29 protein-coding genes are annotated in these 26,849 nt (G+C 42.5%); 8 read left to right on the forward strand and 21 right to left on the reverse strand.

The features are described 5' to 3' along the window. Position 1: 1 nt before the first annotated feature. The 14 genes from ribD to nadA all read right to left on the reverse strand — a co-directional run bounded on the left by ribD (position 2) and on the right by nadA (position 12,832). Positions 2-1,012: a bifunctional diaminohydroxyphosphoribosylaminopyrimidine deaminase/5-amino-6-(5-phosphoribosylamino)uracil reductase RibD gene (gene ribD, locus NL930_RS11970; protein ID WP_254376823.1), complete on the reverse strand. Its 1,011-nt coding sequence runs from the start codon at positions 1,010-1,012 to the stop codon at positions 2-4. After that, positions 1,006-1,434, reverse strand: coding sequence for a ribosome maturation factor RimP (locus NL930_RS11975; protein WP_254376824.1), 429 nt, complete (start codon positions 1,432-1,434; stop codon positions 1,006-1,008). The genes ribD and NL930_RS11975 overlap by 7 nt, the downstream gene beginning before the upstream one ends. Continuing rightward, the gene (rbfA, locus tag NL930_RS11980) at positions 1,427-1,804 is read right to left on the reverse strand and encodes a 30S ribosome-binding factor RbfA (RefSeq protein WP_254376825.1); all 378 of its coding nucleotides are present in this window, start codon (positions 1,802-1,804) and stop codon (positions 1,427-1,429) included. The genes NL930_RS11975 and rbfA overlap by 8 nt, the downstream gene beginning before the upstream one ends. Beyond that, complete coding sequence (infB, locus tag NL930_RS11985; RefSeq protein WP_254376826.1) at positions 1,801-4,449, reverse strand: translation initiation factor IF-2; 2,649 nt, start codon at positions 4,447-4,449, stop codon at positions 1,801-1,803. The genes rbfA and infB overlap by 4 nt, the downstream gene beginning before the upstream one ends. Next, the gene (locus NL930_RS11990) at positions 4,442-4,693 is read right to left on the reverse strand and encodes a DUF448 domain-containing protein (protein WP_039672002.1); all 252 of its coding nucleotides are present in this window, start codon (positions 4,691-4,693) and stop codon (positions 4,442-4,444) included. Before NL930_RS11990 ends, infB begins: the two co-directional genes overlap by 8 nt. A gap of 35 nt (positions 4,694-4,728) precedes the next feature. Further along, on the reverse strand, positions 4,729-5,613 hold the full coding sequence (thrB, locus tag NL930_RS11995; RefSeq protein ID WP_039672001.1) for a homoserine kinase: 885 nt from the start codon (positions 5,611-5,613) through the stop codon (positions 4,729-4,731). Positions 5,614-5,623: 10 nt separating this feature from the next. Continuing rightward, entirely contained in the window at positions 5,624-6,007 is a 384-nt protein-coding gene (locus NL930_RS12000; RefSeq protein ID WP_254376827.1) for a hypothetical protein, read from the reverse strand. 71 nt (positions 6,008-6,078) lie between these two features. Next, entirely contained in the window at positions 6,079-6,963 is an 885-nt protein-coding gene (gene lpxC, locus NL930_RS12005) for a UDP-3-O-acyl-N-acetylglucosamine deacetylase (protein WP_039671999.1), read from the reverse strand. Then, positions 6,960-7,463: a septum site-determining protein MinC gene (locus tag NL930_RS12010; RefSeq protein WP_254376828.1), complete on the reverse strand. Its 504-nt coding sequence runs from the start codon at positions 7,461-7,463 to the stop codon at positions 6,960-6,962. Before NL930_RS12010 ends, lpxC begins: the two co-directional genes overlap by 4 nt. 104 nt (positions 7,464-7,567) lie before the next feature. Then, positions 7,568-8,938: a M23 family metallopeptidase gene (locus NL930_RS12015; RefSeq protein WP_254376829.1), complete on the reverse strand. Its 1,371-nt coding sequence runs from the start codon at positions 8,936-8,938 to the stop codon at positions 7,568-7,570. Continuing rightward, a complete protein-coding gene (locus NL930_RS12020; RefSeq protein ID WP_254376830.1) occupies positions 8,935-9,879 on the reverse strand; it encodes a bifunctional oligoribonuclease/PAP phosphatase NrnA in 945 nt (314 codons plus the stop codon). Before NL930_RS12020 ends, NL930_RS12015 begins: the two co-directional genes overlap by 4 nt. 57 nt (positions 9,880-9,936) lie before the next feature. Further along, entirely contained in the window at positions 9,937-10,995 is a 1,059-nt protein-coding gene (gene flhB / locus NL930_RS12025) for a flagellar biosynthesis protein FlhB (protein WP_039671995.1), read from the reverse strand. Between the two features lie 17 nt (positions 10,996-11,012). Further along, positions 11,013-11,843, reverse strand: coding sequence for a carboxylating nicotinate-nucleotide diphosphorylase (gene nadC / locus NL930_RS12030; RefSeq protein ID WP_254376831.1), 831 nt, complete (start codon positions 11,841-11,843; stop codon positions 11,013-11,015). Further along, positions 11,840-12,832: a quinolinate synthase NadA gene (gene nadA / locus NL930_RS12035; RefSeq protein WP_254376832.1), complete on the reverse strand. Its 993-nt coding sequence runs from the start codon at positions 12,830-12,832 to the stop codon at positions 11,840-11,842. Before nadA ends, nadC begins: the two co-directional genes overlap by 4 nt. Before the next feature lie 107 nt (positions 12,833-12,939). Between nadA and plsY the strand changes: the two genes are divergently transcribed. The 6 genes from plsY (at position 12,940) to NL930_RS12065 (ending at position 17,732) form a co-directional block, all read left to right on the forward strand. Next, positions 12,940-13,566 carry a glycerol-3-phosphate 1-O-acyltransferase PlsY gene (plsY, locus tag NL930_RS12040; protein ID WP_060826758.1) on the forward strand — a complete coding sequence of 209 codons (627 nt, stop codon included), beginning with the start codon at positions 12,940-12,942 and terminating at the stop codon, positions 13,564-13,566. Beyond that, positions 13,566-13,901 carry a dihydroneopterin aldolase gene (locus tag NL930_RS12045; RefSeq protein WP_039671991.1) on the forward strand — a complete coding sequence of 112 codons (336 nt, stop codon included), beginning with the start codon at positions 13,566-13,568 and terminating at the stop codon, positions 13,899-13,901. Before plsY ends, NL930_RS12045 begins: the two co-directional genes overlap by 1 nt. Before the next feature lie 79 nt (positions 13,902-13,980). Next, complete coding sequence (hsrA, locus tag NL930_RS12050; protein ID WP_012856039.1) at positions 13,981-14,652, forward strand: homeostatic response regulator transcription factor HsrA; 672 nt, start codon at positions 13,981-13,983, stop codon at positions 14,650-14,652. Next, entirely contained in the window at positions 14,631-15,941 is a 1,311-nt protein-coding gene (locus NL930_RS12055; RefSeq protein WP_254376833.1) for a HAMP domain-containing sensor histidine kinase, read from the forward strand. Before hsrA ends, NL930_RS12055 begins: the two co-directional genes overlap by 22 nt. 67 nt (positions 15,942-16,008) lie before the next feature. Next, a complete protein-coding gene (locus tag NL930_RS12060; protein ID WP_012856037.1) occupies positions 16,009-16,260 on the forward strand; it encodes a YfhL family 4Fe-4S dicluster ferredoxin in 252 nt (83 codons plus the stop codon). Continuing rightward, positions 16,260-17,732, forward strand: coding sequence for a Ppx/GppA phosphatase family protein (locus NL930_RS12065; protein WP_254376834.1), 1,473 nt, complete (start codon positions 16,260-16,262; stop codon positions 17,730-17,732). The genes NL930_RS12060 and NL930_RS12065 overlap by 1 nt, the downstream gene beginning before the upstream one ends. A 57-nt stretch (positions 17,733-17,789) precedes the next feature. Here NL930_RS12065 and bamA read toward each other — a convergent pair whose 3' ends face one another. Further along, entirely contained in the window at positions 17,790-20,036 is a 2,247-nt protein-coding gene (gene bamA, locus NL930_RS12070) for an outer membrane protein assembly factor BamA (protein ID WP_254376835.1), read from the reverse strand. Positions 20,037-20,163: 127 nt separating this feature from the next. On the opposite strand from bamA, the gene NL930_RS12075 reads away from it, so the two are divergent. Then, positions 20,164-20,991 (forward strand): prephenate dehydrogenase, encoded by an 828-nt coding sequence (locus NL930_RS12075; RefSeq protein WP_039671988.1) that lies wholly within the window; start codon positions 20,164-20,166, stop codon positions 20,989-20,991. Positions 20,992-21,050: 59 nt separating this feature from the next. On the opposite strand, the gene NL930_RS12080 is transcribed toward NL930_RS12075, so the two are convergent. From NL930_RS12080 to NL930_RS12105, 6 genes are all read right to left on the reverse strand, one after another. Further along, entirely contained in the window at positions 21,051-22,043 is a 993-nt protein-coding gene (locus NL930_RS12080; protein WP_254376836.1) for a beta-ketoacyl-ACP synthase III, read from the reverse strand. Positions 22,044-22,055: 12 nt separating this feature from the next. Beyond that, positions 22,056-23,051 (reverse strand): phosphate acyltransferase PlsX, encoded by a 996-nt coding sequence (plsX, locus tag NL930_RS12085; RefSeq protein WP_254376837.1) that lies wholly within the window; start codon positions 23,049-23,051, stop codon positions 22,056-22,058. Next, positions 23,052-23,204, reverse strand: a complete 153-nt coding sequence (rpmF, locus tag NL930_RS12090) for a 50S ribosomal protein L32 (protein WP_039671985.1) — start codon at positions 23,202-23,204, stop codon at positions 23,052-23,054. It lies immediately after the preceding gene. A 1-nt stretch (position 23,205) separates the two neighbouring features. Next, positions 23,206-23,574 (reverse strand): DNA-binding protein, encoded by a 369-nt coding sequence (locus tag NL930_RS12095; protein ID WP_039671984.1) that lies wholly within the window; start codon positions 23,572-23,574, stop codon positions 23,206-23,208. 5 nt (positions 23,575-23,579) lie between these two features. After that, entirely contained in the window at positions 23,580-23,993 is a 414-nt protein-coding gene (gene ndk / locus NL930_RS12100; RefSeq protein WP_039671983.1) for a nucleoside-diphosphate kinase, read from the reverse strand. 143 nt (positions 23,994-24,136) lie between these two features. Next, complete coding sequence (locus NL930_RS12105) at positions 24,137-24,421, reverse strand: NADH-quinone oxidoreductase subunit I (protein WP_039671982.1); 285 nt, start codon at positions 24,419-24,421, stop codon at positions 24,137-24,139. Between the two features lie 402 nt (positions 24,422-24,823). Between NL930_RS12105 and NL930_RS12110 the strand changes: the two genes are divergently transcribed. Further along, the gene (locus NL930_RS12110) at positions 24,824-26,794 is read left to right on the forward strand and encodes a methyl-accepting chemotaxis protein (protein WP_039671981.1); all 1,971 of its coding nucleotides are present in this window, start codon (positions 24,824-24,826) and stop codon (positions 26,792-26,794) included. Positions 26,795-26,849: the final 55 nt, after the last annotated feature.

A 26,849-nucleotide genomic window follows, 5' to 3' on the forward strand; every position in this document is an offset into this window, starting at 1 on the left:
TTTAAGCGCGTTTATAGTACCACGAAAGCGTATCTTCTCCGATGGTTTCGCAATAACACAACTCTAAACCTTGCGGTAAAATCAACGCTTTTCCCTCTTTGGTATGCGGCGAGCGAAAAATCAAGTACCATTGAACGCTCTGTTGTACCGCATCGAGCATGCCCTGAGCACCCTCGATCATCACCATACGGTACGCATCTAACGCTAGCTCCTCCGAAATGCTTACATGTCGATTCGCAACGCTAAAAAGCGGGATACTGTGATCCCATGTTTTGTGATGCGAATAGATCAAAATATCGGGAGCTTTTCCTTGAACCAACCGTGCATCCAAAATCGGACGATCGACGCGTACCGTATTTCCGCCGATCACTAAAAGATCGCAACGATCGCGAAGCGCATGCACTCTTGTACGAGATTCCAAAGAGCTAATTGTTCCACCCGTCGCAACGCCGTTGGCACTCAACGCCACTTTAAAAAAGAGAAACGGCCGTCGGTGAAGCTGACATGTAAAAGGTGCCAACAAACGATCGCACGCCTCTTTTTCACACCCGTATTCAACCTCTACGCCGCATGTTTGTAAATAAGCTCCGCCGCCTTTGGCTTGTGCGCTCTCGTCGTAAGAACCGATAACAACGCGCTTGATCCCCAACGTTTGAATCAAATGCGAACACGGAGGCGTTTTTCCGTAATGATGACACGGCTCTAACGTGACATGTAAGGTTAAAGAGTGAAATAACGAACGGTGGTGAAGGATTAAATAGTCGTGAATTTCTTGCGAATCTTCAAAAGCGTCTATCGCGTGATCGTGCGTCAATGCGACGTACGCTTCTTTAAGCGCGATCACTTCGGCATGAGGAGAGCCTGCTCGAACGTGAGCGCCGATACCTAAAATAGTACCCGCATCGTCGCTGACGACGGCTCCGACGGCAGGATTAGGGAAGGTAAGAATCTGATACGCCCAAGCGGCTTTTAAAGCCTTTTGCATCAAAGGCGTATCACACGCCCTTACCATTCAAAATACGTTCGGGCTTTTTCGATCGATTCTAAGGGAATGCGTCTTACGTCATTATCGATACGAACCGATACGACACCGTTTTCATACGCCTCCAACACTCCGACCATTTTTTCTTTATCGTTTAATTTCAGCTTGACTTTTTCACCGATCGAAGCGGCAAAGTGTTCGGGTTTAATCAGCTTGCGCTCAATACCGGGGGAACTGACCTCAAAAAAATATTCGCCCTCAAGCGGCGGTTCCAAATCAAAAATCGGTGATAAGATGCGACTAATCTCTTCACATTTATCCAAACCGATGCCCTCTTTTGAGCTAATGTAAATACGAAAAATTTTCTTGTCGAATTCGCTTGCAACTTCCGTATCGTATAAAGATACGCCGCAACTTTCGACGATTTTTGTAATTTGTTCTAGATTAATCATCGCTTTTAGTACCTTTTTTCAACTCTTCTTCTACTTTGGCAAACAGTGCGTCCATCTTCGTGTAACGTTCCAAACTATCATCGAAACGAAAACGAAAATTCGGACAGCGAAACCAACCTTCCGTTTGCATACAATGGGTTTGAATATGCCTTTTCACGCGCTCGAGATGCGATAAAATATAGTTTTTTTCTTTCTCATCGTATACCGAACCGTCTAAATAGACGATTGCATCGTATTTTCCGCGACTGCATTCCACGTCCACGACGCAAACACCGCGTAAGAGCTCATCGTGAAGCGTGCATAAAGCCTCTGGAATCAACTCTCGTAAAACGCTTTCGGTACGTTGGATTTTAATACTTTTATCCATCATAATTTCGCTTTTTCTTCGACCTCTTTGAAACTCTCGATGTAGTCGCCGACCTTAATATCGTTGTATCCGTCGATGCCTACGCCGCACTCATACCCTTTACCGACTTCTTTGACGTCGTCTTTGAAACGTTTGAGTGATGAAACACTTCCTTCGAAAATAATAACGCCGTCGCGAATAACGCGAATTTTCACGCCGCGATTAATCGTACCGTCCGTTACGATACAACCCGCAATCGCTCCAAGCTTCGGAACCATAAAGACTTCTCGAACCATCGCTTGACCGATATTTTCTTCACGAATTACCGGAGCCATCATACCCGTTACAAGATTGGTGACGTCGTCGATAAGGTCGTAAATAATACTGTATGTTTTAATTTCGACGCCCGAACTTTTCGCTTTTTCTTTCACCGGACCCGTCGGTCGTACGTGAAATCCTAAAATAACACAGTTGGAGCTGGCACTTGCCAAAGCAACGTCGCTTTCGGTGATACCGCCGATTCCCGCACTGACAATATTGACTTTGGTCTCGGCGTTACGGATTTTTTCAAGGCTTCCCTTGATCGCTTCAAGGCTTCCTTGAACATCTGCTTTGATAATGACCGGTAACGTTTTCAACGCGCCTTCGGCAATCATATCGCTTAACTCGTCAAGGCTCACTTTGGTGGATTTGGAAAGCTCTTTTTGGCGGAGGTATTCCGCTTTTTTCTTTGCATACTCGCGCGCTATTTTATCCGTTTTCACGCTAATGAGTGTTTCGCCCGCACCGGGAACTTCGCTTAAACCTAAAACAACGACGGGCTCGCCCGGTTTTGCCTCTTTAACCGAAATACCTCTATCGTTAAGTAAAGCTTTCACTTTACCGAAGGCAATACCTGCAACGACAATGTCGCCGACGCGCATCGTACCGTCTTCGATCACGACGGTTGCCACAGGACCTCTTCCTTTTTCCAACGAACTTTCGATAACGGTTGCTTTCACTTCACGCGTAGGATCAGCTTTAAGCTCCAACAAATCGGCTTGCAATAAAATCACTTCCAAAAGTTCTTCGATTCCCATACCCGTTTTAGCCGAAACCGGAACAAATTCGTGTTCGCCGCCCCAATCGATCGGCGTAATGCTGAGTTCCGCCAATTGCGCTTTGACTAAATCGGGATTGGCGGATTCTTTATCCATCTTATTAACCGCAATAATAATCGGTACGTTTGCCGCTTTGGCATGCTCGATCGCTTCTTTTGTTTGAGGTTTAACTCCATCATCCGCGGCAACAACGACAATAACGATGTCGGTTACTTTCGCACCGCGTGAACGCATTTCGGTAAACGCTTCATGCCCAGGAGTATCGATAAACGTGATATTGCGTCCGTTTTTCTCTACCATATACGCACCGACGTGTTGCGTAATTCCACCTGCTTCTCCTGCGGCGACTTTTGCGTGTCGAATGTAATCCAAAAGCGACGTCTTACCGTGATCGACATGTCCCATAATCGTGATGACCGGAGCGCGCTCCACAAGATGCTCATCCATGCCCTCTTGCTCTTCGTCGTAAGCTTTAACGTAATCAAATGCCTCTTGATCGTTGACGGTCGTCACGTTAATACCGAACGTTTCGGCCAAGATTTCAATCGAGTCTTTATCTAAAAAGTCGTTTTTCGTAAACATGACGCCCAAAGAGAACAACTCTTTAATGACTTCGCCGACAGGTTTATTGATTTTTTCCGCAAATTCGTAGACACGAATCTCTTCGGCGATTTCAATCGCGCTGATCGCTTCGCTCTCTTTAGCTTGTACCGGACGACGTCTTCGTTTACGTCCTTCTCTTTGAATGCTTTGCATCACAAAATTGGTTTTTTTCGTCGTACGAATTTGGCTCGGGTCGATCTGCTTTTTCTTTTTGACCTCTTCTTGGATATTTATTCCCATATTGAGATCCGGAAGAACGATCAGCTCCTCGTCCTCGGCATCGATATTCGTATCCGCCATTTCGATATTAATCGATAGGTCTAATTTTTCCGCATTCGTTTTCTTCTCTGCCGGACCTTTTTTAACTTTCTTTTTCTTTTTTTGCATTTCGCTTTGCAAACTACCGGAAGCAAACATCGCTTCGATGCTTTTAGGCGCACTTTTAAAAGATGCTCCGTAAGATACGTTTTCATCTTCGTCGTCTGTTTCGATTTGCTTCGTCTCGGAGCGCTTTTTCTTAACGATGACAAGGCCTCTTCGTTTACGCACGTTAGTCGGGTCGACTTTTTCTTCGCCCTCGTCGTCTTCGCTTACGACGTCGGCTTTACCTTCGTTAGGAAGCTCTTTGGGCATAACGCTTACAGGTGCAATCCCTAATTCGCGCTCTTTTTCTTTCAATGTTTTGGTTTTAGGCTGAGGCATTGTCTCGACCGCTTTGGGGGCTTCGACCGGAATTTCTTTTTTCTCCGGTTTTTTCTCTTCAACCGGTTTGGTAGGAGCCGCGGATTTCGTCGTTTGTGCACCTTCGCCCGTTAAAATATAGTTGGCTAATTTTTCGGCATCTTCCGCGCTAATGGAGCTTGCATGCCCTTTCACGTCTAGTCCGATATCTTTGGCTTTTTCCAAAATATCTTTATTATTCATGCCTAATTCTTTTGCTACGTCGGTAATACGAACTTTATCCATTCGACCCTGTCTCCTTAAAAATTTTACCAAATTCACTTAATGCTTGATGGTGAGTTTTGCATTTATGGTTGAGTACTTTTATAACTTTTTTCTCATTTTCTTTCATACATGTTTCGCAGAGATAAAAGCTCCTTCCGTTTCCCGAAAAAAGCACGAGTTCGCCCTTAAACTGTTGAAACCGTCGCAACGCTTTTTGTTCGATGCGCGTTCTGCATACAATACACATTCGGATAGGTTGACTCATTTTTGCGCCTGATTATATCAAAATTTAGCTGTTTTTCAGCTTTGTAGAATTTGAAAACCGCCGTTATCCAGCTCAAAAATTTCTACTCGGAACGATTCAAAACGATTTTTGAGTGCCTGCGCTACTTTAGCGGCGTTTTCTTGCTTGACTAAACTGAAAAACGAAGAGCCGCTACCTGAGAGCGTACTCATTAATGCTCCGTTTTGAAGAGCGACTTCTCTGACCTCAAACAACTCTCTTAATTGACGCATCCGGCGATGTTCGTGCATGCAATCTTTGGATGCCGCTCGTAAAACATCCCAATTTTCGCTAAAAAAAGCGGCACTCATTAACGATGCCCGAGAGAGATTGTAAACGACGTTTTTCATCAAATAGGATTTCGGAAGTAAGGTTCGTGAGTGCGCCGTTGACATCGGACGATCGGGAATGACCATAACTGCTCGTAACTGTGAACTCAACTCTTTTTTGAGTGTTCTGACTTTCGCGTTTTCGACGATAGAACTTGTAAAACCGCCGTATACGGCAGGTGCGATATTATCGGGATGGGTTTCATAGAGAATTGCTTTGTTCAAAACGGCTTCACGCGACACTTTAATACCCGCCATACTATACGCACTCGCAATGGCTCCGACGATAACGGCGGAACTGCTTCCAAGACCGCGCGAAAAGGGGATACGATTGTAAAATTCAAAACGAAACGGGTCTTTTTTCCCGGTTATTTCTTGGTAAATTTCATAAAAAATAGAGACAAAAATATTGTTGCTTTTGAGTTTGGCATTTTCTTCGCCCTCTCCTTTAACGGAGATACTTTGATAACGTGAGGGTTTAATCGTCACTTCGTTGTATAAGGCAATCGCAAGCCCTAAGCAATCAAACCCCGGTCCTAAATTCGCACTGGTTGCGGGTATACAAATTTTCACCTATTTTCTCCTAAACTGCCGGTAACATGTAAAGCGGTTCCGTCTCCTCGCCGAAGAGCGAAACATCGAGCAAAGTCGGCAACGTAAACGGTTGCGTCACGGGCTCGTCGAGACGGACAGTTGAAATCGTGTCGTTTTCTTTGATGAAATAAAGATTGCGCATCGCTCGAATCGGCGCAGAGCCGTTCAATGCAAAACCGTCGCATGCCAAAAGAGGAATTTGCAAACCGATGCTCATCGTTTTTAAAAAAATATAGCTGATTTTTATCGCCATAAAACTTCCGGGGCCTCGGGCAAAAAAGAGTCTTTTCGGTACGTAGTTTTTTAATACAACGTCAAAAAGTGCAGGCAATGCATCGCTTGTTTGTTCGTTCGATTCGTATGTTTGAATCAAACGATTGTTTTCGTATACGCCTATATAAAGAGGAGACGCTAATGTTATAACGACGATGTCGACCGATGTTTTTATGCAAAAACCTTTTCGAACGCTTGCGCTTTTTCGTCACTCAACGCTCTGACTTCATAATTACTCGGATCCCTTAAAATCGCTTTGGTTAATTCGTGATTGAGATGGTGGCTTCCGGCGAAAGAGGTATAATTTCCCGCAAAAGGCGAACCTAAAAGCGATAAATCGCCGATAGCGTCCAAAATTTTATGACGCACGAATTCATTGGAAAAGCGAAGTCCTTCGGGATTTAAAATCTTATGCTCATCCATAATAACGGCATTGTCTAAAGAACCACCGAGTCCGAGTCCTCGTGAACGCAACATCTGCACGTCTTTGAGAAAACCGAATGTTCGAGCTTTGGCGATCTCTTCAAGAAAATTTTTCTTGCTAAATTCAAAACTGTACGATTGTCGTCCGATAGAAGGGTGGGAAAATTCGATTTCAAAACTGTAATGAGGCGTTAAACTCGGACTCACGCGTACGAATTTTTTACCATCACTTACTTCGACTTCTTTTTTGAGGATCAAAACGTTTTTCGTCACGTCCAATTTACGAATACCCGCTTCGTCCAACATCATGCAAAAGCTGGCGCTACTACCGTCCATCACGGGAACTTCAGGACCGTCCAATACGACGCGCACGTTATCAATACCGTAAGAATAGATTGCCGAGAGCAAATGCTCAATCGTCGAAATCGACCCGCTTGCGTTACCGATGACCGTAGCCATTTGCGTATTAACGACGTTTTCGGGCTTAGCCTGAACCAACAAACCGATATCGCTTCGATAGAATACGACACCGCTGTTTGCTTCTAGGGGTTCTAAGCGGATTTGAATCGGTTCGCCCTTGTGTAATCCTATGCCTAAGCTACTAATCGCTCTTGCGAGTGTTGTTTGCTTCACACTACTTCCTTTATTTCTAACGCATGATCGCGTATAACAATTTTTTGCAATACATTGGCTCGAATCTGTTCGCTATCCACGATTTGGCCGTTGAAGATCAAGTGCCCTCTTGAACCGATTCCGCTTAAGACAATGTATTCGCCGTCACACTGCACTAATCCGTCTATCATACCATAAATACTCATACTCTCTTCACAAAAGACTTTCGCGCCGCTGTTAATGCGTCCGAAAATGACCGTCGGAAGCGTTTCGTGCAACTCTTCGCCGGAACGAATCGTTCTATCGTAGAGCTTTACTTTACGCTGTTGTGTTAATTCACGCGACTCTTTAGATAAAGGTTTTTCGTCACATGTCTCTTTTTGGGACGGCTCTTCTACGGCTACCGCTTCTTTTTTAATCGACCCGAATCGAATACGGCACTGATTGATCTCTTTGTAACAAACGCCGCTTTGCTCTAAAACGAAGGCGATTTTCGGCGTTATTTCCCCTTCGATAAGCAAAAAGAATTCCTTCAAAAGAGGACTGTTTTTTCTAAAATATTCTAAAAAAGCACTCTCGTCGTCGATTTCTATATGAAATACCCGCACGTTCTTTTGGGTTACTTTCATCGATCGACCAACTTTTTCGCGGCATCGATCACGTTAAAGACGCTCTCTTTAAGCCATTGCTCATCCATCCACTCTTCGGGTCTTACGTCTACGCCTTGAACGTACATGCCAAAGTGCAAGTGATCGCCCAACGCCAATCCCGTCATACCGGTTTTTGCGATCGCATCGCCCGCTTTAAGCACATCACCTTCTTTTACGAGAAAACTAGAACAGTGACCGTAAAGCGAATAAACACCCAAGCCGTGATCGATAATAATATTGTTGCCGTAAATACCGTTCTCACGCGCTAAAACAACAACGCCGTCGTTGGAGGTTTGCATCGTCGCTTGAGCATTGCTCGCCAAATCCAATCCTAGATGGTAAGATTCGCTGGTCGGTTGTTTTTGATATTCGTAAAAACGATGATCTCCAAAGCTTGCAACGACTTTACCGTTACGCAACGGATAAAACGGCTTTAAGAAAAATCCTTGAACCGGCGTCGTGGGTACTTTGGAAGTTACGTTTAAGATCAACTCTTCATTACCGCCGCGCATGGTTTCATTGACGAATTTAAATTTTTCCAAACGATCTAAGCTCGAGCGTTCCGGTGCCATCTCGGCGACCAAATCGGCAATTTTACCGTCTAAGAAACGATCTTCCAATTGAATCGTCGAAGTGCGGTATTTACGATCTTGTAGAAAATAGGGAATATGCGTTTTCGTGATATTTCCGGCGCGATCGATTGCGACGACCGAGGCACTAAAGTTTTCGACTTGCGTCGGCCATGCGACCAAAGAGAGATAATACCCTTCTTTGTAAAAAGGCGTCGGATAGAATTTTTTGCCGAAATTCGTCTCGATATAAAGCGACTTCATCGCCTCGTCTTGCGCTTTAAAAACGACGACGGCGGCACCGCCCTTCATAATTTTATACGAACTTCCCGCTATCGTCACTTCCGGGCGTTTGGTGTCGACTTTGACGATTGCTTTGACATGTGCGGCATTGCCCGCAAAAAAGTTCCATTTGCTTCGATCAATCGCTTCTACGGTTAATTCAAACAGTTTTTTATTAGCACCGAAGCCGGTTTTAGGGAACGTGACGTTCAAATCAAGAAGAGCCTCGGACGTTTTTAGCTCTTTACTTTCCAAATCGACGCTTTTTTCACCGTCGAATAACGAGACTTTCACACGTTTTAATCCGCTTTGATCGCTAATTTGAATATGAATAGGATCTTTTAAATTCCATTCGATCTCTTTGGGTAAATTGACTTGCGGTGCATCTCTTTCGAAAAGGCTTGAGTTAAAAACATACGCTACGCCGCCGACTAAAATCAAAAAAATCATCCCTAAGCTTAATGCCGCTAATGAAAATTTACGTTGTCGTTTCATACCTCAGTAATCCTTTTAATTTTTGCTACGATTTCGTCTCTCAATACCGCCGGATCACACGAGGGCACCTCAAAACCGGCTGCGGTTTTATGCCCTCCGCCTTGATACTCCAACGCAATTTGCGAGACGTTAATATCTTTACTTCTTAACGAGACTTTATAGCCTCCCTCTTTCTCTTCCAAAATCATAATCGCACTGGTCACGTTAACGATGCTTCGCAACATGTTAATGATATTTTTCGTATCGTGCCGCTTTGCACCGGTCGATTCCAATGCCGCTTTATCAAAGATAATCGTGGCAATCGTGCCGTTTTCATGCAAATCAAAATGATTTAACATGTAGCCGTAAAGCCTGATTTTCGATAAAGGTTCTCTTCGTTTTACTTTCGAAGCAATCTCTTGCGGATTAGCTCCGCATTTGACAAGATGCGATACGATCGAAAACGTTAATGCATCCATATCGCCGTAGAGGAAAAACCCCGTATCATCGGCAATCGCCGTATAAAGGCATATTGCGCACTCTTTGCTTATCTCGATTTCGTTAGCTTTAAGTAGCTCATACACGACCATTCCGGCACTCGTAAAACGATCGACCACAAGGTTCATTTGCCCGAAATACCGATTGGTGATGTGATGATCGATGTTAATGATTTCGTAATCACCCTTGGGTAATTTCAAACGATCTCGCGTCGAACAATCGCAACTGACGACCAAATCAAATGTCTTCGGCAACACATGCTTTGTTTTCGCAAAACCGGGTAGAAAATCGTACACTCTAGGCAATTCGTTATTGGTATTGTAATGCGTTACTTTTTTCCCGGCACGCGTCAATACGTCGTACAAAGCTAACGCACTGCCCAACGTATCTCCGTCGGGATGCACGTGGGAAACAATAACGATATGATTGGCTTCGAGCATTCGCTTCCACGCCTCTTGATACATCGATAAACCACCTTGAGATAAAGCCAAAATTATACTTAATAATTGCTAATAAGTAGATTATCTCATTTTTTTAGAACTTCGATAGACAAAGGCAAGTACTTCGGCAACCGCTTTGTACAGGGTTTCGGGAATGATTTCTCCCAAGTCGCATTTTTTGTACAGCTCGCGAGCCAAGGGAGGATTTTCGACGATTTGAATCTGATGGTTGAGTGCGATCTCTTTAATACGAAGTGCCACGTAATCAGTTCCTTTTGCGATCACTTTGGGCGCAGCCTCTTTTTCTTGGTTGTAGCGAATTGCAACCGCATAGTGCGTCGGATTGGTAATGACGACGTCGGCTTCGGGAATCTCTTGCATCATTCGCTTGCGGGTCATTTGCATTTGAATTTGGCGAATTTTCGCTTTGATTTTCGGATCACCCTCCATCTGCTTATACTCGTCTTTAATCTCTTGTTTGCTCATACGTAAATTTTTAAAATAGTTATAACGTACAAATAAAAGATCCATCAGCGCGATAACCAGAAAAATAATTAAAATAACCGCCGCAAGAATGAGCATCTTTTCTTTCAACCACGCCAGTTGGTCATATAAAGGGAAATAGATCACCGTCGGCAATTCTTTGGTAAACGACCATAAAAAGTAGTAGGCAACCCACATTACGATACTGACTTTAATCAAAATTTTAACCGTCTCAACCAATTTTTTTAACGAAAGAAGATTTTTAAGCCCTTTCATCGGATCTAATTTGCTGAGATCGGGCATCAGCGGTTTTGTGGTAAAAATAAAGCCCGTTTGAAGCACGTTTGCCAAAATACCCGCTATTGCGACGGCAACCGCTAAGGGAATAACCATAAAAATCACTTCTCGACACGATATAAGCGACATTTGTAAAACAACCTCTTTGGTAATCTCGACGCCGATGAGGGAGTGATAGTAGTAATACAAATAAACCGTTCGCGACTCGATCCACGATAGCATCGCTAAAAACGTTCCCAGCGCGACGATCAGCGTAATGAACGCCGACGTATCCATACTCTTGGGAACGTTTCCGTCTTTGCGCGCATCTTCTATTTTCTTGGACGTGGCTTCTTCGGTCTTTTCTTGGTCATCCGCCACGCATTATCCTTTAGGTATTAAATTACGGTTTTGTGCGTAATCTTCATCGAAAAATCAAGCCATGTCGCATGATGGATCAAACTGCCGCTGCTAATCGCGTCAACGCCCGTTTGTGCATATAAAACGATATTTTCCTTCGTGATATTGCCGCTTGCCTCCAAAAGGACATGCGGGAAAAACTGTTTTTTGTATGCGACCACTTCGCAAATCGTATCGTGAGACATATTATCGCACATAACGATATCGGCGCCGCATTGCATCGCAAACTTTGCAAAATCGACCGTTTCGCATTCGATTTCGATCTTACATGTAAAGGGAAGTTTTTCCCGTGCTTCTTCGATAAATCGTTTTAAATCGTCGATGGTTTGCAGATGCGTGTCTTTGAGCATCAAACAATCGTCAAGTCCCATACGGTGGTTGTTGCCGCCACCGCAACGAATGGCGTATTTTTCGAAAATACGTAAATGGGGTCTCGTTTTTCGCGTATCTAAAAGTTTAAGCGTATACCCTTCCAACGCTTTTTTATACGAAGCAACGTTGCTCGCGATGCCGCTGGCATGTTGCATGAGATTCAAAATCACGCGTTCACACCGTAAAATATGGGTTGATTTTCCCTCAATAAGAGCGACCAAATCGCCTTTGTGAAGCGTATCGCCGTCTTCAAAATAAAACGTAATATCAAGCTTGTTCATTTTACACAATGCTTTGACGTACGGTTTACCGGCAAAAACGCCTTCGTCTTTGCAAATGATCGCAGCGGTGGCAAAACTCTCTTTTCCGACCAACGCAAATAAATCGCCTCTGCCGACGTCTTCTTCCAACGCCTTTTTGACAAACGTTTTAATCATAGTTCAAACATCCTGTAGAGTGCTTTGTGCGCCCAAAAACGCGTCTCTTCCGAAATCGATATTTCATTCTCGAATCGCCCCTCTTGAATACTGATAAGCGTGCGATAGACATCTTCAAGCGTCGTTTCATTCATGGTCGGACACTCGGGCTTAGAAGATGAAAGGACGTACGTATTGTCGTGGCGTAAACGTTTGATCATATTGTATTCGGTGCCTATCGCCACCTTCTGTTCTTTAGGGAGCTTGGTAACAAAATCGATAATTTGACTGGTCGAGCCGACAAAGTCGGATTGGTCGCATACTTCGGGTTTGCATTCGGGATGCGTGACGATTAAAATACCCGGATACTTCGCACGGTAAAAAGCAATATCCTCAACGTCGAAAAGCTGGTGTACCGAACAAAACCCGTTGTAACAGATAATATCCGCTGCCTTTACGTCCGTCTCGTCTCCGATGACGCAGGAACGCAATCCCATCTCTTTCGCAATATTTTGACCCAAGCAACGATCGGGTACGAAAAGTATTTTTTTGCCGCTTTCACGCGCTTTAACGATAATTTTTTTAGCATTGGAGCTGGTGCATACCAATCCGCCCATTTTCCCGACGGCCGCTTTCACTTCCGCCGAAGAGTTAATGTACGTCACGGGCAAAATGTCTTCTTTGGCGATACCCGCTTCTTCCATGATGTGAACGTTTTGCTCGTAATACGCCACGTCAATCATTCTTGCCATAGCGCAACAGGCAATTTTAGGCATCATGACGCGTTTGCTCGGAGCTAAAATTTTGACGCTTTGCCCCATAAATCCCACGCCGCAAAACAGTAAATTTGGATTGGTGTCATTGGCGGCCCATTGGGCAAGTTGCAACGAATCTCCCGTAAAATCGGCTAATTCAAAAACTTCGTCTTTTTGATAAAAATGGGCAACGATACTGACATGTAAGGTTTTTTTGAGTTCTAAAATCGCTGCTTTTAACGCTTGATGATCCATGCTCCCATCCTTTGACTATCTCGAAAAACCGCATTATAGCGTTAAAGGAATAATAACAAAATAATTGCTATACTGCCCTCATCATCTTAAATGCAAGGACAGCATTCGTGGAGTTTTTGTTTAATATCAACGTTCAATTTTATATTTTAGCGTATCTAATCGGCGGCATACCTTTTGGGTTATTGCTCGCAAAAAGCCTTACGGGGAAAGATATTCGAGAGAGCGGAAGCGGCAGTATCGGCGCGACAAACGTTCTTCGCGTTTTAAAAGAGAGCAACCCCTCGTTGGCGAAAAAACTAGCCATTTTAACCGTCGTATGCGATGCATTGAAAGGCATCGTCGTTCTCTTGATTGCAAAAATGATAGGGCTCGAGAGCGAAACGCTTTGGGCGATTGCGGTTTTCGCGGTTATCGGACATTGCTACAGTCCTTACCTTAAATTCGAAGGAGGCAAAGGCGTCGCAACGGGTGCGGGCGTGCTCTTCGTGATGCTTCCTCTCGAGACGCTTATTGCTTTCATCGTTTGGTTTATCGTCGGCAAAGGACTTAAAATTTCTTCAATCTCTTCGTTATCGGCACTTTTAACGCTGATCGTTGCGTCCTATTTGATAACACCCGATATGCACGGCATTCATTCGCATGCACCTCTTTACATGATCGCATTTATCATCGTATACAAACATATTCCCAATATCGTACGACTTTTTCAAGGTAAAGAATCGAAAGTCGTTTAATGCGCATTCTCATCAAAGAGCTTCGGTTTGAAACCATTATCGGTATTTTGGATACGGAACGTGTAACGCCTCAACCAGTCGTTTTACATGTCACCATCGACTACACCTATCAAACGGGCTCTTTTATCGATTATGCCGAGATCGCAACTTTTTTAGAGCAAACGATGCAACGTGAACGCTACGCTTTGATTGAAGAAGCTCTTGAAGATTTATTGCAAAAATTGTTGGAAAAATATCCGCCGATAGAGAAAGTAAAACTCACCCTTTTAAAACCTACGATCTTAGCAAATGCCGTCGTAGGGCTTACGCAGAAAATCAAACGTAATAAAAATTAAATTCTCATTAAAAAAACTTTAAATCTAGCTAAAGTTGTGGTATAATCCCGTTTAAATTTTAGCAACTAAGGATTTTATAATGCGAATTTTAATCGTAGAAGATGAAGTAACCCTCAATAAAACCATTGCCGAAGGTTTGCAAGAATTCGGCTACCAAACCGATAGTTCCGAAAATTATAAAGACGCCGAATACTACATCGGTATTCGAAATTACGACCTTGTACTCACGGACTGGATGCTTCCTGATGGCGACGGTGTCGATCTCATCAACCTCATTAAACAAAAATCGCCTCGTACCGCAGCGGTCATTATCTCTGCTAAAGACGACAAAGAGAGTGAAATCAAAGCTCTTAAAGCCGGTGCGGACGACTATATCCGCAAACCGTTCGATTTTGATATTTTAGTCGCACGCATCGAAGCACGTTTGCGCTTCGGCGGTACGAACGTGATTAAAATCGACGATTTGACGATCGATCCGGATGAAGAAAAAATTACCTATAAAGGTCAAGAGATCGAGCTTAAAGGTAAACCGTTCGAAGTGCTAACGCATCTTGCACGCCATAGCGATCAAATCGTCTCTAAAGAACAACTTTTAGATGCGATTTGGGAAGAACCCGAACTCGTTACGCCGAACGTCATCGAAGTTGCTATTAACCAAATTCGCCAAAAAATGGACAAACCGTTGGAAATTTCGACGATTGAAACCGTTAGACGAAGAGGTTACCGATTTTGCTTTCCCAAAAAAGTATAAGAGATAGTTTTATTTTACAATTGGTGTCCGCTTCGGCGACACTGATTGTAATTTTTTCCGTTATTCTCTACAACTACATCAAAATTTCCATTTTTGAAGATATTATTCAAGAATTAACAAAGCAGGCTCATATTATTGCCACCTCGCGCGTGAGCTCGATTGAACGTATGGGAATTAATATTTTCGATCCATCCCTTAGCTCTATCAATCGTCCCTCCGATGTCCAAGTAACCATCGCTATACGCGTCAATCAGCCCGATGTCCCGACCTTTGAGCAGAGCGAACAAAACGGAGAAAACTTCTTAACGATTTTTTATCCGCTGGAAAAACGCCAACATCATTTCATTTCCATTACCAAGAACATCTCCAACACCTATGTTTTACTCGATAAAATCTTAAAAAACATCTTAATTATCAACTTAACGGCAATCTTTCTCATCCTTTTTTACGCACTTTTTCTTTCACGTATGTTAGTGCTACCGATACGCTCTTTAACCAGTAAACTTGCCAGTATGAACGAAAATTTTTTACAAAAAATCAATACGCAAAAACTTCCTAACGAATTTTTGCCCTTAGGCAATAGTATCAATAAACTTGTTGAGCGTATTCAGATTTTCGTGAACTCTCAAAAAGAGCTCTTTATCGGTGCGGCACATGAACTTAAGACGCCCCTTGCCGTTATGAAAACTAAAAATGAAGTGACGCTTTTAAAACCCAGAGAAAATGAAAAATACATCGAAACGCTTAAAAGCAATAACCAAACCATCAACGATATGAATAAAATGATCAGTAATATTCTAGAGATCGGACGCCAAGAGGGGGCCCAATTTGAAAAACCCGTCGAAATCGATTTGATAAGCTTTTTAAAAGAACAAATCACCAACTACACGATTTTAGCGAAAATGGAAGAGAAAGAGATCGTCGAAGAGATTTCACCCGAACAATACAAAATCCTGACCCAACCGACTCTTTTAATGCATATCTTGCAAAATTTCGTCCAAAATGCCGTTAAATTTACTCCCAAAGGCGGAAAAATAACGATTCGATCTTATCTAAATAAAGACGGATTTTTTGTTCACGTCATTGATGAGGGTATCGGTATCGACGAAAATAAAGACCTTTTTGCGCCTTTTAAACGCTACGGTAACCAAACGGGTGCCGGATTAGGACTCTTTCTCGCCAAAAATGCCGCCGATGCTATCGGTGCTCGCATTTCTCTCAAAAATCGTGACGATGCTCAAGGTACGATTGCTACGCTTCTGCTTCCTTTGCGAAAACACGCTCTTTAAATTTCGTTAAAGTATTTTTAGTGTATAAACTCGTCAACAAAATTGACTTTAGTCGTAAGGAAAGCCAATGTCTCTAATGATTACCGAAGAGTGTATCGCCTGTGACGCGTGTCGCGACGAGTGTCCAAACGGCGCGATTGAAGAATCTGATCCGATTTATATTATCGATCCTGATGTCTGTACCGAGTGTGTAGGTCACTATGACGAACCGGCGTGCATCTCAGTGTGCCCCGTAGAGTGCATCATCCCCGATCCCGATAATATCGAGAGCGTCGAAGAGCTTAAACTCAAATACGAACAACTCAACAGCGACAATTAATGTCTAAGCGAACGGCCATTATTGATATCGGATCTAACTCCGCTCGGATGGCTATTTTTGAGAAGAGCAGCCGTTTTGCTTTTCATTTGATTCATGAAACCAAAAGTCGCGTTAGAATCGGAGAAGGTGCCTACAATTTCAACGGCATTTTACAAGAGCCCGCTTTAAAACGTGCCTATATCGCGTTGGAAGAGTTCGGACATATTATTAAGAGCTTTAAATGCACGAAAACGCTTTGTCTTGCAACTTCGGCCCTTCGCGATGCACCCAATGCCTCTGCTTTTATTCGCAAGATTCACTCCGAGCTCAACATCCAAATCAAAATTATCGAAGGACCTAAAGAGGCGTATTACGGTGCCGTAGGTGCCCTGAATTACCTTAAAGAGCTACAAGACGCCGTAACGATTGATATCGGAGGAGGCTCGACGGAACTTGCCAAAATCGAAAACGGAACGATTGTTGAAACGATCTCGCTTAATATCGGTACCGTTCGTCTTAAAGAACTATTTTTCGATAAAAAAATTCCGCTTCAAAATGTTCGCGCTTTTCTTCACCAAGAGATAGAAAAAATTCCGCAACGTTTTAGTGCGCATGCAATGATCGGTATCGGCGGTACTTTACGTTCACTTTCCAAAATCATTATGGAGCGTATGAATTATCCTCTTAAAACCGTTCACGGGTTTGAATACGACGTAGACGAATATACCGAATTTATCGATGCCATTGTTAATTCGGACGTTTTAGGATTAAAAGATTTAGGAATTCGTAAAGACCGTCTTGATACGATGCGAGAGGGGTGTATCATTTTCCAATCCATTTATCAAAAATTGGGAATTTCGCATATCGTTACCAGCGGTGCAGGCATACGAGAAGGAGCTTATTTGTGTGATCTTTTACGCTCTTGCCACCACAAGTTTCATCCGGAATTTAAACTGAGCCTTCGAAGCCTTAAAGACCGTTTTAGTATGACCGAAAAAGAAAATCTTTTTATTAAACAAACAGCGTTAACTCTTTTTGACGTACTCTTACCGATTCACGGTATTTCTTCGGACTACAAACAAGAACTAGGTGTTGCTGCCGAACTTCATACAATCGGAACAAAGCTCGGCTTTTACCAAAACCAACTACACAGTTTCTACTTCATCTTAAATAACCTCAATTACGGCTTCTCTCACGAACAAAAAATGCTGATTGCGATGTTAGTGAAGTATCATGTCAATAAATTACCGAGTGTTGAAGATATGCTCATTTATAAAGCTTTGCTCCCCGATATACAAACTGTACAATGGCTGAGCTTTTTACTGGCTCTTTCCAAAGCCATCAATAGCGATTTACGGCAAAGCCCCGTTGTATTAAGCTATCAAAACCATACGCTCACGATTCAAAGCCAAAGTAAACTTTTCTTAGCAAAAGAACAAATCAAACAACTTCTGAAACCTGCATCGTTTGCAATCATTATTAAATCTTTATAAAAAATTGAGGGAACTAAGAAGAAGAGGGTTTGTAAAGCTCACCCTCTACAAGATAATTTAAAATTTTTGTCCGATCGTAAATTCAAACGTTGCGGTTCGATCGCCGGTTTCTTTCATTAAAGGTTCAGCAAAAATCAAGTTAATAGGACCAAGAGGCGAAATCCATTCTAAAGCAAAACCGGTGCCGGCTCGTTTAATGTCCAAGCTGTCCTCGCCGATCATACCGTAATCCAAGAAGAAAGCACCGCGCATTTTCAGACGCTCAATCAACGGTATACTCATCTCAATCGAATTCACGAACATTGTGTTGCCGCCAAGCAGGGTACTATGATCTTCCGGAGCTTTTGGAGAAATTGAGTTGGATTCATAACCGCGAATGGTACGCACGCCGCCCATATAAAACTTTTCGCCGAAAGAGTATTTTTCGTCAGAATCGTTAATCGCAAGGTATTTAAATTGCGCTTTGTAGCGTAAAATTAAATCGTAATCGATTAAATCTTGCAATCCGTAATAAATGGCAAACTTATTCACGCTGCTCATAAACTTTTCATCTCCGCCGAGACCTGCGATCTCCAATGTTGTACTCGCCGTCATACCGCTACGTGGAAGATAATAATCGTCGGTGTTATTAAAGGAGATTCCAGGAACCACAGAACTTTTAATCGTTGTTTCGTCTGTCCATAAAACGTCTTTATATTTTGTATACAATAAATCGGTACTGTCAATATCCAATTTACTTTGTTGGAGGATATATCCAAGAGAGACGCCCCAGTTACGGGCAATTTTGCGTCCTAAAACAACATTAAATCCGTATTTCTTTTCGTCGTAGTCGTAGTAGTCGTTATCGGCGGCATAAATTTTCCCGCTTAAGCTGTACACCGAATCAAACAACCTCGGATTCGCAAGAGAAATCGCTCCGTTAAGTTCTTTATCGCTTCTTTCGACGTCAATACCGGCACGCAAGCCCGATCCGAAGATATTACCGTCGGAGAGGCTGGCGCTCAAAAGCAATCCGTCTGAAGAACCGTAACCGATACCGCCGCTAATGGTTCCGGTCGAAGCCTCTTTAACGTTAATCACTAAATCAACGCTATTTTTACTTAAACGCTCTTCTTTAATCTCCACGTCTTCGAAGTAACCGGTTCGTTTTAATGCTTTTTTCGTATCGTCTACGTCCGTACGACTGTAAAGATCGCCGTTCGCCAAATAAACTTCACGTCGAACGACGCGATCGATCGTACGGCTATTACCTGCAATACGCACGCTATTAATATACACTTTTTCACCGGGAACGACACGATAGACGATATTGGCAATATGGTTTGTTTTATCGTTTTTAACATCGGGAGAGACTTTTACAAAAGCATATCCTAGATCGGCAACTTTTGTTTCAATCAACGTCATATCTTTACGTAATTTGGCAACGTTGAAGACTTTACCGTTTTGAAGGAACATCTCTTCGATTACTGCATTCACATCGATAAATCCGTCCGGAATATCGATATTGATCGTACCGACTTTATATTGTTCGCCTTCGTTAATACTGTATGCTAAATCGGCGGTATAGCTGTCCATATACGTTCGAAGGAACGGCTGGCTGACTTCACAATCCAAATAGCCTTTTTGCATATACGTATCTTTGATACGAGCCGAATCGTGTTCCAAATCGCCCGTACGCAATTTCCCGTCGTTAAAGCCCCACATCCACGGAAGCCATTCTGCCTCTTTATTGGCGATATTGGGTTCGACGTCGTCATAATCAAGGGCTTTGGAACCGCATAAAGTGACTTTTTTAATAACGATATTTTCACCGCGGTTAATGGCAAAGTCAAGCGATAACGATAGTTTTTCACTCATCGGCGACGTTTTAATTTCGACGACCGTGTCAAAATAGCCTTTGTCTTCGTAAAATTTAATAATTTTGAGCTTAGAGACTTCTGCACGTTCCGCATCGTACACTTCGCCTTTTTTAATACCGGCAAGCTTTGCAATTTCGTCTTTATCGCTATCGCTAATACCTAAAAAATCGACTTTGGCGATAACCGGTTTTTCTTTCACGTGAAAAAGGAGCGCTCCTTCACTAACTTCTTCAACCCACACATCCTCAAAGTAGTTTTGTTTATAGAGGGTTTTGATCGCTTTGTCGATCTTTTCCATATCGACGGAGTCGCCGGCTCGCATATCGATCATTTCCGAAGCCGTCTCAGGAGAGAGATGGATCAAACCGTCAAATTGAAGGCTTTTGAGTTGAGCCGCACACAATGAAGTGGCGACAACAAGAGACAACGCAGTTATTTTTTTCATACTGATTCGCCCTAGAATATAATTTTTAGATATTTTGAAATATAATACCATCTCTAGAATTAAGTGCCTATTAAACCTTTAAATGGTCTTGAAAAGGCACTTGGCAAGAGTGCATAAAGGAGAAAAAATGGTCGTCGGAATTGTCGGACTTGGGCTTATGGGAGGATCGCTCGGTATTGCCCTTAAACATACAAAATTTGTCTCTAAAATCGTCGGTTTCGATCATAATCTCAGCCACTGCGAAGAAGCTTTAAAATTAGGTCTTGTGGAAGAAATCGTCTCATTCTCGGAAATCAAACAATGCGACGTCATCTTTTTAGCTATACCCGTCGGGGGTATCATCAAAGCGATGCAGGAGATGCAAGACGTTTCTCCCGAAACGACAATTATTGATTTGGGAAGTACGAAAGCTCAAATCGTCGATTCCGTTCCCGAGTCTATTCGCCAAAATTTTATTGCGGCACACCCGATGACAGGTACGGAAAAATTTGGTCCGAGTGCTGCCGTCGCCGAACTCTATCACGATAAGATTGTTGTATTGTGCGACACGTATCACAATAGCGAACAACACAAAAACAGAGCGATTCAAATCTTTTCACATATCGGTATGAAAATCGTTTTTATGGATCCAAGCGCACACGATGCGCACGCTTCGTTTATCTCCCACTTACCGCATGTGATTAGCTACGCTTTGGCCAATACGGTTATGGGGCAAGAAGACCCCAAAAGCATCTTGTCATTAGCGGCCGGCGGGTTCAAAGATATGAGTCGCGTCGCAAAGAGTTCGCCGCAAATGTGGTCGAATATTTTTAAGCAAAATAAAGAAAATGTTTTGCGTTCGATTGAAATTTTTGAAGAAGAGTTGGAAAAATCAAAACAGATGATTCAAGCGGAACAGTGGGATGAGTTGGAAGCATGGATGCGTAAAGCTACGACGCTTCATAAAATTCTTTGATGCACGTTATGCTTTACATGTAATGCCGAAAAGCTTACATGTAAAGATTATTCCTTAATTTAATTTCCGCCAAATCGTACGAGAGCACTCGCCCACGTAAAACCGCCTCCGAACGTATCAAGAAGCATCAAATCACCTTTATGAATACGCCCCTCTTCATAAGCATCGTTGATCGCCATCGGAATAGATGCTGCGGAGGTGTTGCCGTATTTTTCAACCGTTAAAACGGTTTTTTCGATCGGAAAATTGAGTTTTTCCCGCACTGCATCAATGATACGGAAATTGGCTTGATGAGGAATAAAATGATCGACTTGCGATGCTTCGAGACCGTTACTTTGCAAAATATCTACGACATCGTTGGTTAATGTTTTTACGGCAACTTTATAAACGTCGTTGCCCTTCATTTTAATAAAATTGAGGCGATCGTTTAAGGTCTCTTGAGAACACGGATATTTGGATCCGCAACCGGGAGTAATAAGGTAATCCGCATAATTTCCGTCCGCCGACGCATGTACGTCTACGATTGCTTCATTTTTATCGTCGGTTGCTCCGATAATAGCCGCACCCGCTCCGTCTCCAAATAAAATACACGTTCCTCTGTCGGTATAATCCACCACGCTACTAATCTTTTCGGCACCGACAAGCAGAATATTTTTCTTCATACCCGATTCGATATAAGCCTTTGCAATGGAAAGCATGTAAACAAATCCGCTGCATGCCGCACTTATGTCGTAGGCCATAACATTCGTAATCCCTAATTTTGCAGCAATAATACATGCGGTTGAGGGCATACAAAGATGATCGGGAGAGAGTGTCGCACAGATAATCAAATCGATCTCTTCTTTTGCGATACCGGATCGTGCAATGGCTATTTCAGCAGCTTTAGTTCCCAAATCACTGGTTGATTCTTCGGCACTGGCAATACGCCTCTCTTTGATTCCGGTACGTTTTTCAATCCATTCGTCGCTGGTATCGACCATTTTTTCAAGGTCGGCATTACTTAAAATGCGTGAAGGGACATAAGCTCCGATCGATTTTAACGATGCGTACACGACTCTCCTTTATTATGCGTGAGCTAAACGCTCTAGCTTGGTTTCAATATCGGTATTAATATTGGAATTAGAAAAATTGATAGCTTGAAAAATCGCGTTTTTCACGGCTTTTGCATTACTTTTCCCGTGTCCGATAATAGCACACCCGTTAATACCGATTAACGGTGCTCCGCCGTATTCCGCATAATCGACTTGCTTTTTCAAGACCGTAAATACTTTACGCATTAATACGGCACCTGCAATTGCAAGAGGAGAACGCCTCACATTCTGTTTGATAATCTTAGTAATCGAATCGGCAACGCCTTCACTTGTTTTGAGTAAAATATTACCGACAAAACCGTCACATACGATCACGTCGACGGAACCGTCAAAAATATTGTTACCCTCAACGTTTCCGACGAAACTTTCCAATCTTTTTAAACTAAGAAATGCTTCTTTGGTTGTTTCGTTGCCTTTGCTTTCTTCTTCACCGTTAGACAAAAGTCCTACTTTCGGCTTAGCAATTTTCAAAACGTCCTTAACGTACGTTTCTCCCATAACGGCAAACTGTACCAAATGCTCCGCTTTACAATCCACGTTGGCGCCGACATCCAAAACCAAACTGAGCTTTCCGGATATCGCCGTCGGCATCATAGTCGCAATAGCGGGACGAAGTACGCCTTTGAGCCTTCCGATGCGAAGCGTCGCCAAACTCATTGTTGCACCGCTGTGTCCCATCGATACGATAGCATCGGCTTGTCGGTCACGTACTAAATCGACGGCTTTGTAAATCGAGGTTTCTTTACGTTTTAACGCATTAGTTGCCGCTTCATGCATATCTAAAACATCGTTTGCTTCGATAAAGCAGATTCGATCAAAAAAAGATTCGGGGATAAGCGGCTTTAAAAGGGTCGTATTTCCAACCAATAAAGCCTTAAACTGACGCTCTCTTAGCGCTTGGAGCGTTCCTTCAACAATAGGCGCGGGACCGAAGTCCCCACCCATGGCATCAATTGCTATTGTTAGCATTTAGTTTTTATATTCGCCTGTTGTTTTGTTAATTCTATGAGGCATTTTCCATGTGCCGTCATTGTCTTTAACCGGCATAGGAAGAGTTACTTTATAATGTGTTCTTCTTTTTGCGGCTCTGGTTTTGCTCACGCGTCTCTTTGGTACTGCCATTTTATTCTCCTTTTAATAATTCACATTGTCCACAATAGTGGTAATCGCTTTTAAATGCTTCAATCTCACTTTGCATCATCATGTCAAAATCGATAGAACCTTCAAAAAATTCTATTACGTTTAGAAGTTCTTCACCCTCTTTGTCGGTATACAACCCCTCGCTGGCAAAGACTTCAACCGTCTCTTCAATCGGCAAACAAAACGTTTCGGCACAACGATCGCAAGCATGTTGAAGCGTGCCTGAAAGTTTTCCGTTACATTTGACGAGAGTCTTGTCTACTTTGACGGCTTCGCCGCAAAAATGTACGTCTCCCGTATGTGTTTCAAAATGAATTCCGCTTACGGGAATCTTTTTGAATTCGACGACCATAAGGATTAGAGAATCTCTCTTCGTGCAAAAAAGAAATCAATTTCAATTTTTGCATTTTCCAAACTGTCGCTTCCGTGAACCGCATTGGCATCGATACTCTCGGCAAAATCGGCACGAATCGTTCCTTTTGCAGCTTCTTTGGGGTTTGTTGCACCCATAAGCTCACGGTTTTTTGCCACCGCGTTTTCGCCTTCTAGCACCATAACAACTACCGGACCGCTAATCATAAACTTAACAAGATCGCCGAAAAACGGTCTACTGGCATGAACGGCGTAAAAAGCTTCGGCATCGGCTTGGCTTAGTTGTACTTTCTTCATTGCAGCAATTTTTAATCCGTTTGATTCAAATCTGTCAACAATTTTACCGATAACGTTTTTAGCTACGGCATCCGGCTTAATAATGGATAGTGTGTTTTCCACAATTTTCTCCTAAATAGATCATTAAATTTTATAAACTTTACAGGGAATTAGAACGTGGGAGTATAGCAGAATTTTTTTTTAATATCAATTAAATTTTATTTTTGATCAAAAACAAAGAGGGAAGTCCCTCTTTGCATATGAGCTTATTCAGCACAAGGCGTCGTGCCTTTTCTCATCTCGGCACCGATTTCGTCACGGCTAGGTTGACCGGGATATGGCGCATCCCATACGATACAACCTTCCGTTGGACAGGCTTCCGCACAAGCGGGCGCATCATGATGACCTACGCATTCAACGCATTTATCTGCATAAACATAATAAATATCGGCACCTGTCGGGTTATCGCTATCGTCAACGATTGCACTTACAGGACACTCATCAATACACGCACCGCATGCGATACAAATATCACTAATCTTTACTGCCATTATTTCTCCTTTACTCGATGGGTTTACTCACAAAAAACTATATCGAAACTAAATTAAAATTGATATTAAATCCAAATGCTCGTTTTGAACGCACAAATGGCTTAATTTAACCGGCTTCAACCGGAACCTTTTCTCTCCGTAGCAACCAAGATATCTTGCCCGACACTATTGTATCAGAGAAATCTTACATTAATTGCGTAGCATGAAAATAGCTTACTGACTTCATTTTTTATTTTGTATGCTTGTAGTAAACAAGTGTTGCATTTCTTTACATGTTACGATTTATAAGGTTCTTTTTTCTAAAAAGGTAAATAATAATTTATCTTTTTGCGTGTCGTTTAACTTATCGAAAGGTTTTTTTTCATACTATTATTCCAACATAATTTTAATGCGAGGTTCCAGATGAATTCATTAGCTAAAAAAGTGACGATTTTACAAGTCCTAATCGTTTCAATTTCTATTTTCGCATTTATCGTATATATCAACTTTTATTTAGGTACGTATATCAAACAAGAGACCGAACAAAAAATCACGATGAGTATCACCGAACTTGAAAGAACCGTACAAGTCTACAACAGTGCATTGGAAGATACGGCTTTGAAACTCTATAGAATCTTTGAATCCCGATTCGGTAGCTTTGCACTCCATCCTAACGAAACTATCAATGTAAACGGGGTTAAAACTCCGCGCATCACCGCCGGTGATTTTACGCTCAATAACAATTTTGCTTCCGTCGACGCTTTCACGAGTTTAACGGATGCCGTTGCAACCGTTTTCGTCAAAAGCGGCGATGATTTCGTCCGTATTTCAACTTCTTTGAAAAAAGAAGACGGTTCCCGTGCTATGGGTACTTTTTTAGGAAAAAACAGCCCTGCTTATACTCCGATTATGAGTAAACAAAACTATATCGGCAATGCCCGTCTCTTCGGTAAAGACTACATTACCGTTTATGCGCCCATTATCGAAGACGACCAAGTCTTGGGTATTCTTTTTATCGGTTACAACTTCACCGACGGTTTAAAAAACCTTAAAAAACAGATTAGCCAAATGAAAATCGGCGAATCGGGTTATTTCTACGCGATTAATACCAAAGGCGAATCTTACGACATTCATCCCCAATACGATACGAAAAAAATCGCATCTGAATTGGATAAAAAAATTCTGACGCAAAAACAAGGCTTATTTCATATTTCGCAAGACGGTGCAGAAAAAATCGTCAGCTTTAAACCGTTTGACAAATGGAATTGGATTTTAGTCGCAGAAGCAAACGAAGCCGATTTTCAAGTCGCCAACCAAAAACTGCTCAATACCCTCATTATCGCATCGCTTATCATGACAATCGTTATGTTAATAATTATTTGGCAAATTATCAACCGCATTATCGCAAAACCGCTTCATCATTTAATTGTGAAAGCAAAAGAGCTTTCAAGCGGTAACGGAGATTTGACGCGTAAATTGGAAGTCAAAGGAACGGATGAGATCGCACAGGCGAGTGAACAAATCAATCGATTTATCGATAAAGTCCATGATTTGATTTGTAATGCCAAATCTATGTCAAGCGAAAACTCTTCTATCTCCTACGAACTTTCAACAACTTCGTTACATGTCGAAAAATTAGTCGAGCAATCAACCGATATTGTTTTGCAAACAACGACGCAAGCAGAGCAAGTCAAAAACAATATGACGCAATCGATGTCTTATGCCAAAAACAGCAAAGAGGATATGACAAAAGCTAACCAATCCCTCCGATCTGCCAGTCAAGCCGTTATCGAACTAACCAAAGAAATTCAACAAAGCTCTATGACCGAAATAGAACTTGCGCAAAAACTCAGCCAATTAAGTGCCGATGCGGAGCAAGTGAAAAGCGTCTTAACGGTTATCAGCGATATCGCCGACCAGACAAATCTTTTGGCTCTCAATGCCGCAATAGAAGCCGCACGCGCGGGTGAACACGGACGAGGCTTCGCGGTCGTTGCCGATGAAGTACGAAAACTAGCCGAAAGAACGCAAAAAAGTCTTTTTGAAATTAACGCGACCATTAACGTTATCGTCCAAGCCATCGTCAACTCAAGCGATCAGATGAGCCAAAACTCTCACAAAGTCGAAGACCTCGCCAATCGTGCTCATAAAGTAGAATCAAGCCTACAAGAAAGCTTCCAATTGATTGATGCTGTAACGAAAATTACCGAAAATACCGTTGACGATTACCTCAAAACAGGTAATGAAATCGAAATTATTATTGCTAAAATAGCTCAAATTAATAAAATCTCAACCGAAAATAGCCGTAGCGTTGAAGAGATTGCTTCTGCGGCAGATCATTTGAGTAAAATGACGGAAAATCTCAATCAAAAACTCGGCGAATTTCGAACTTAAAAGTTGGGAAAAAGCTTATGGGAGCTAATTAGTCTTATTTATTAAAAACGATTTT

The sequence above is a fragment of the Sulfurospirillum sp. hDNRA2 genome (genome assembly GCF_024206095.2).
Taxonomy (GTDB): domain Bacteria; phylum Campylobacterota; class Campylobacteria; order Campylobacterales; family Sulfurospirillaceae; genus Sulfurospirillum.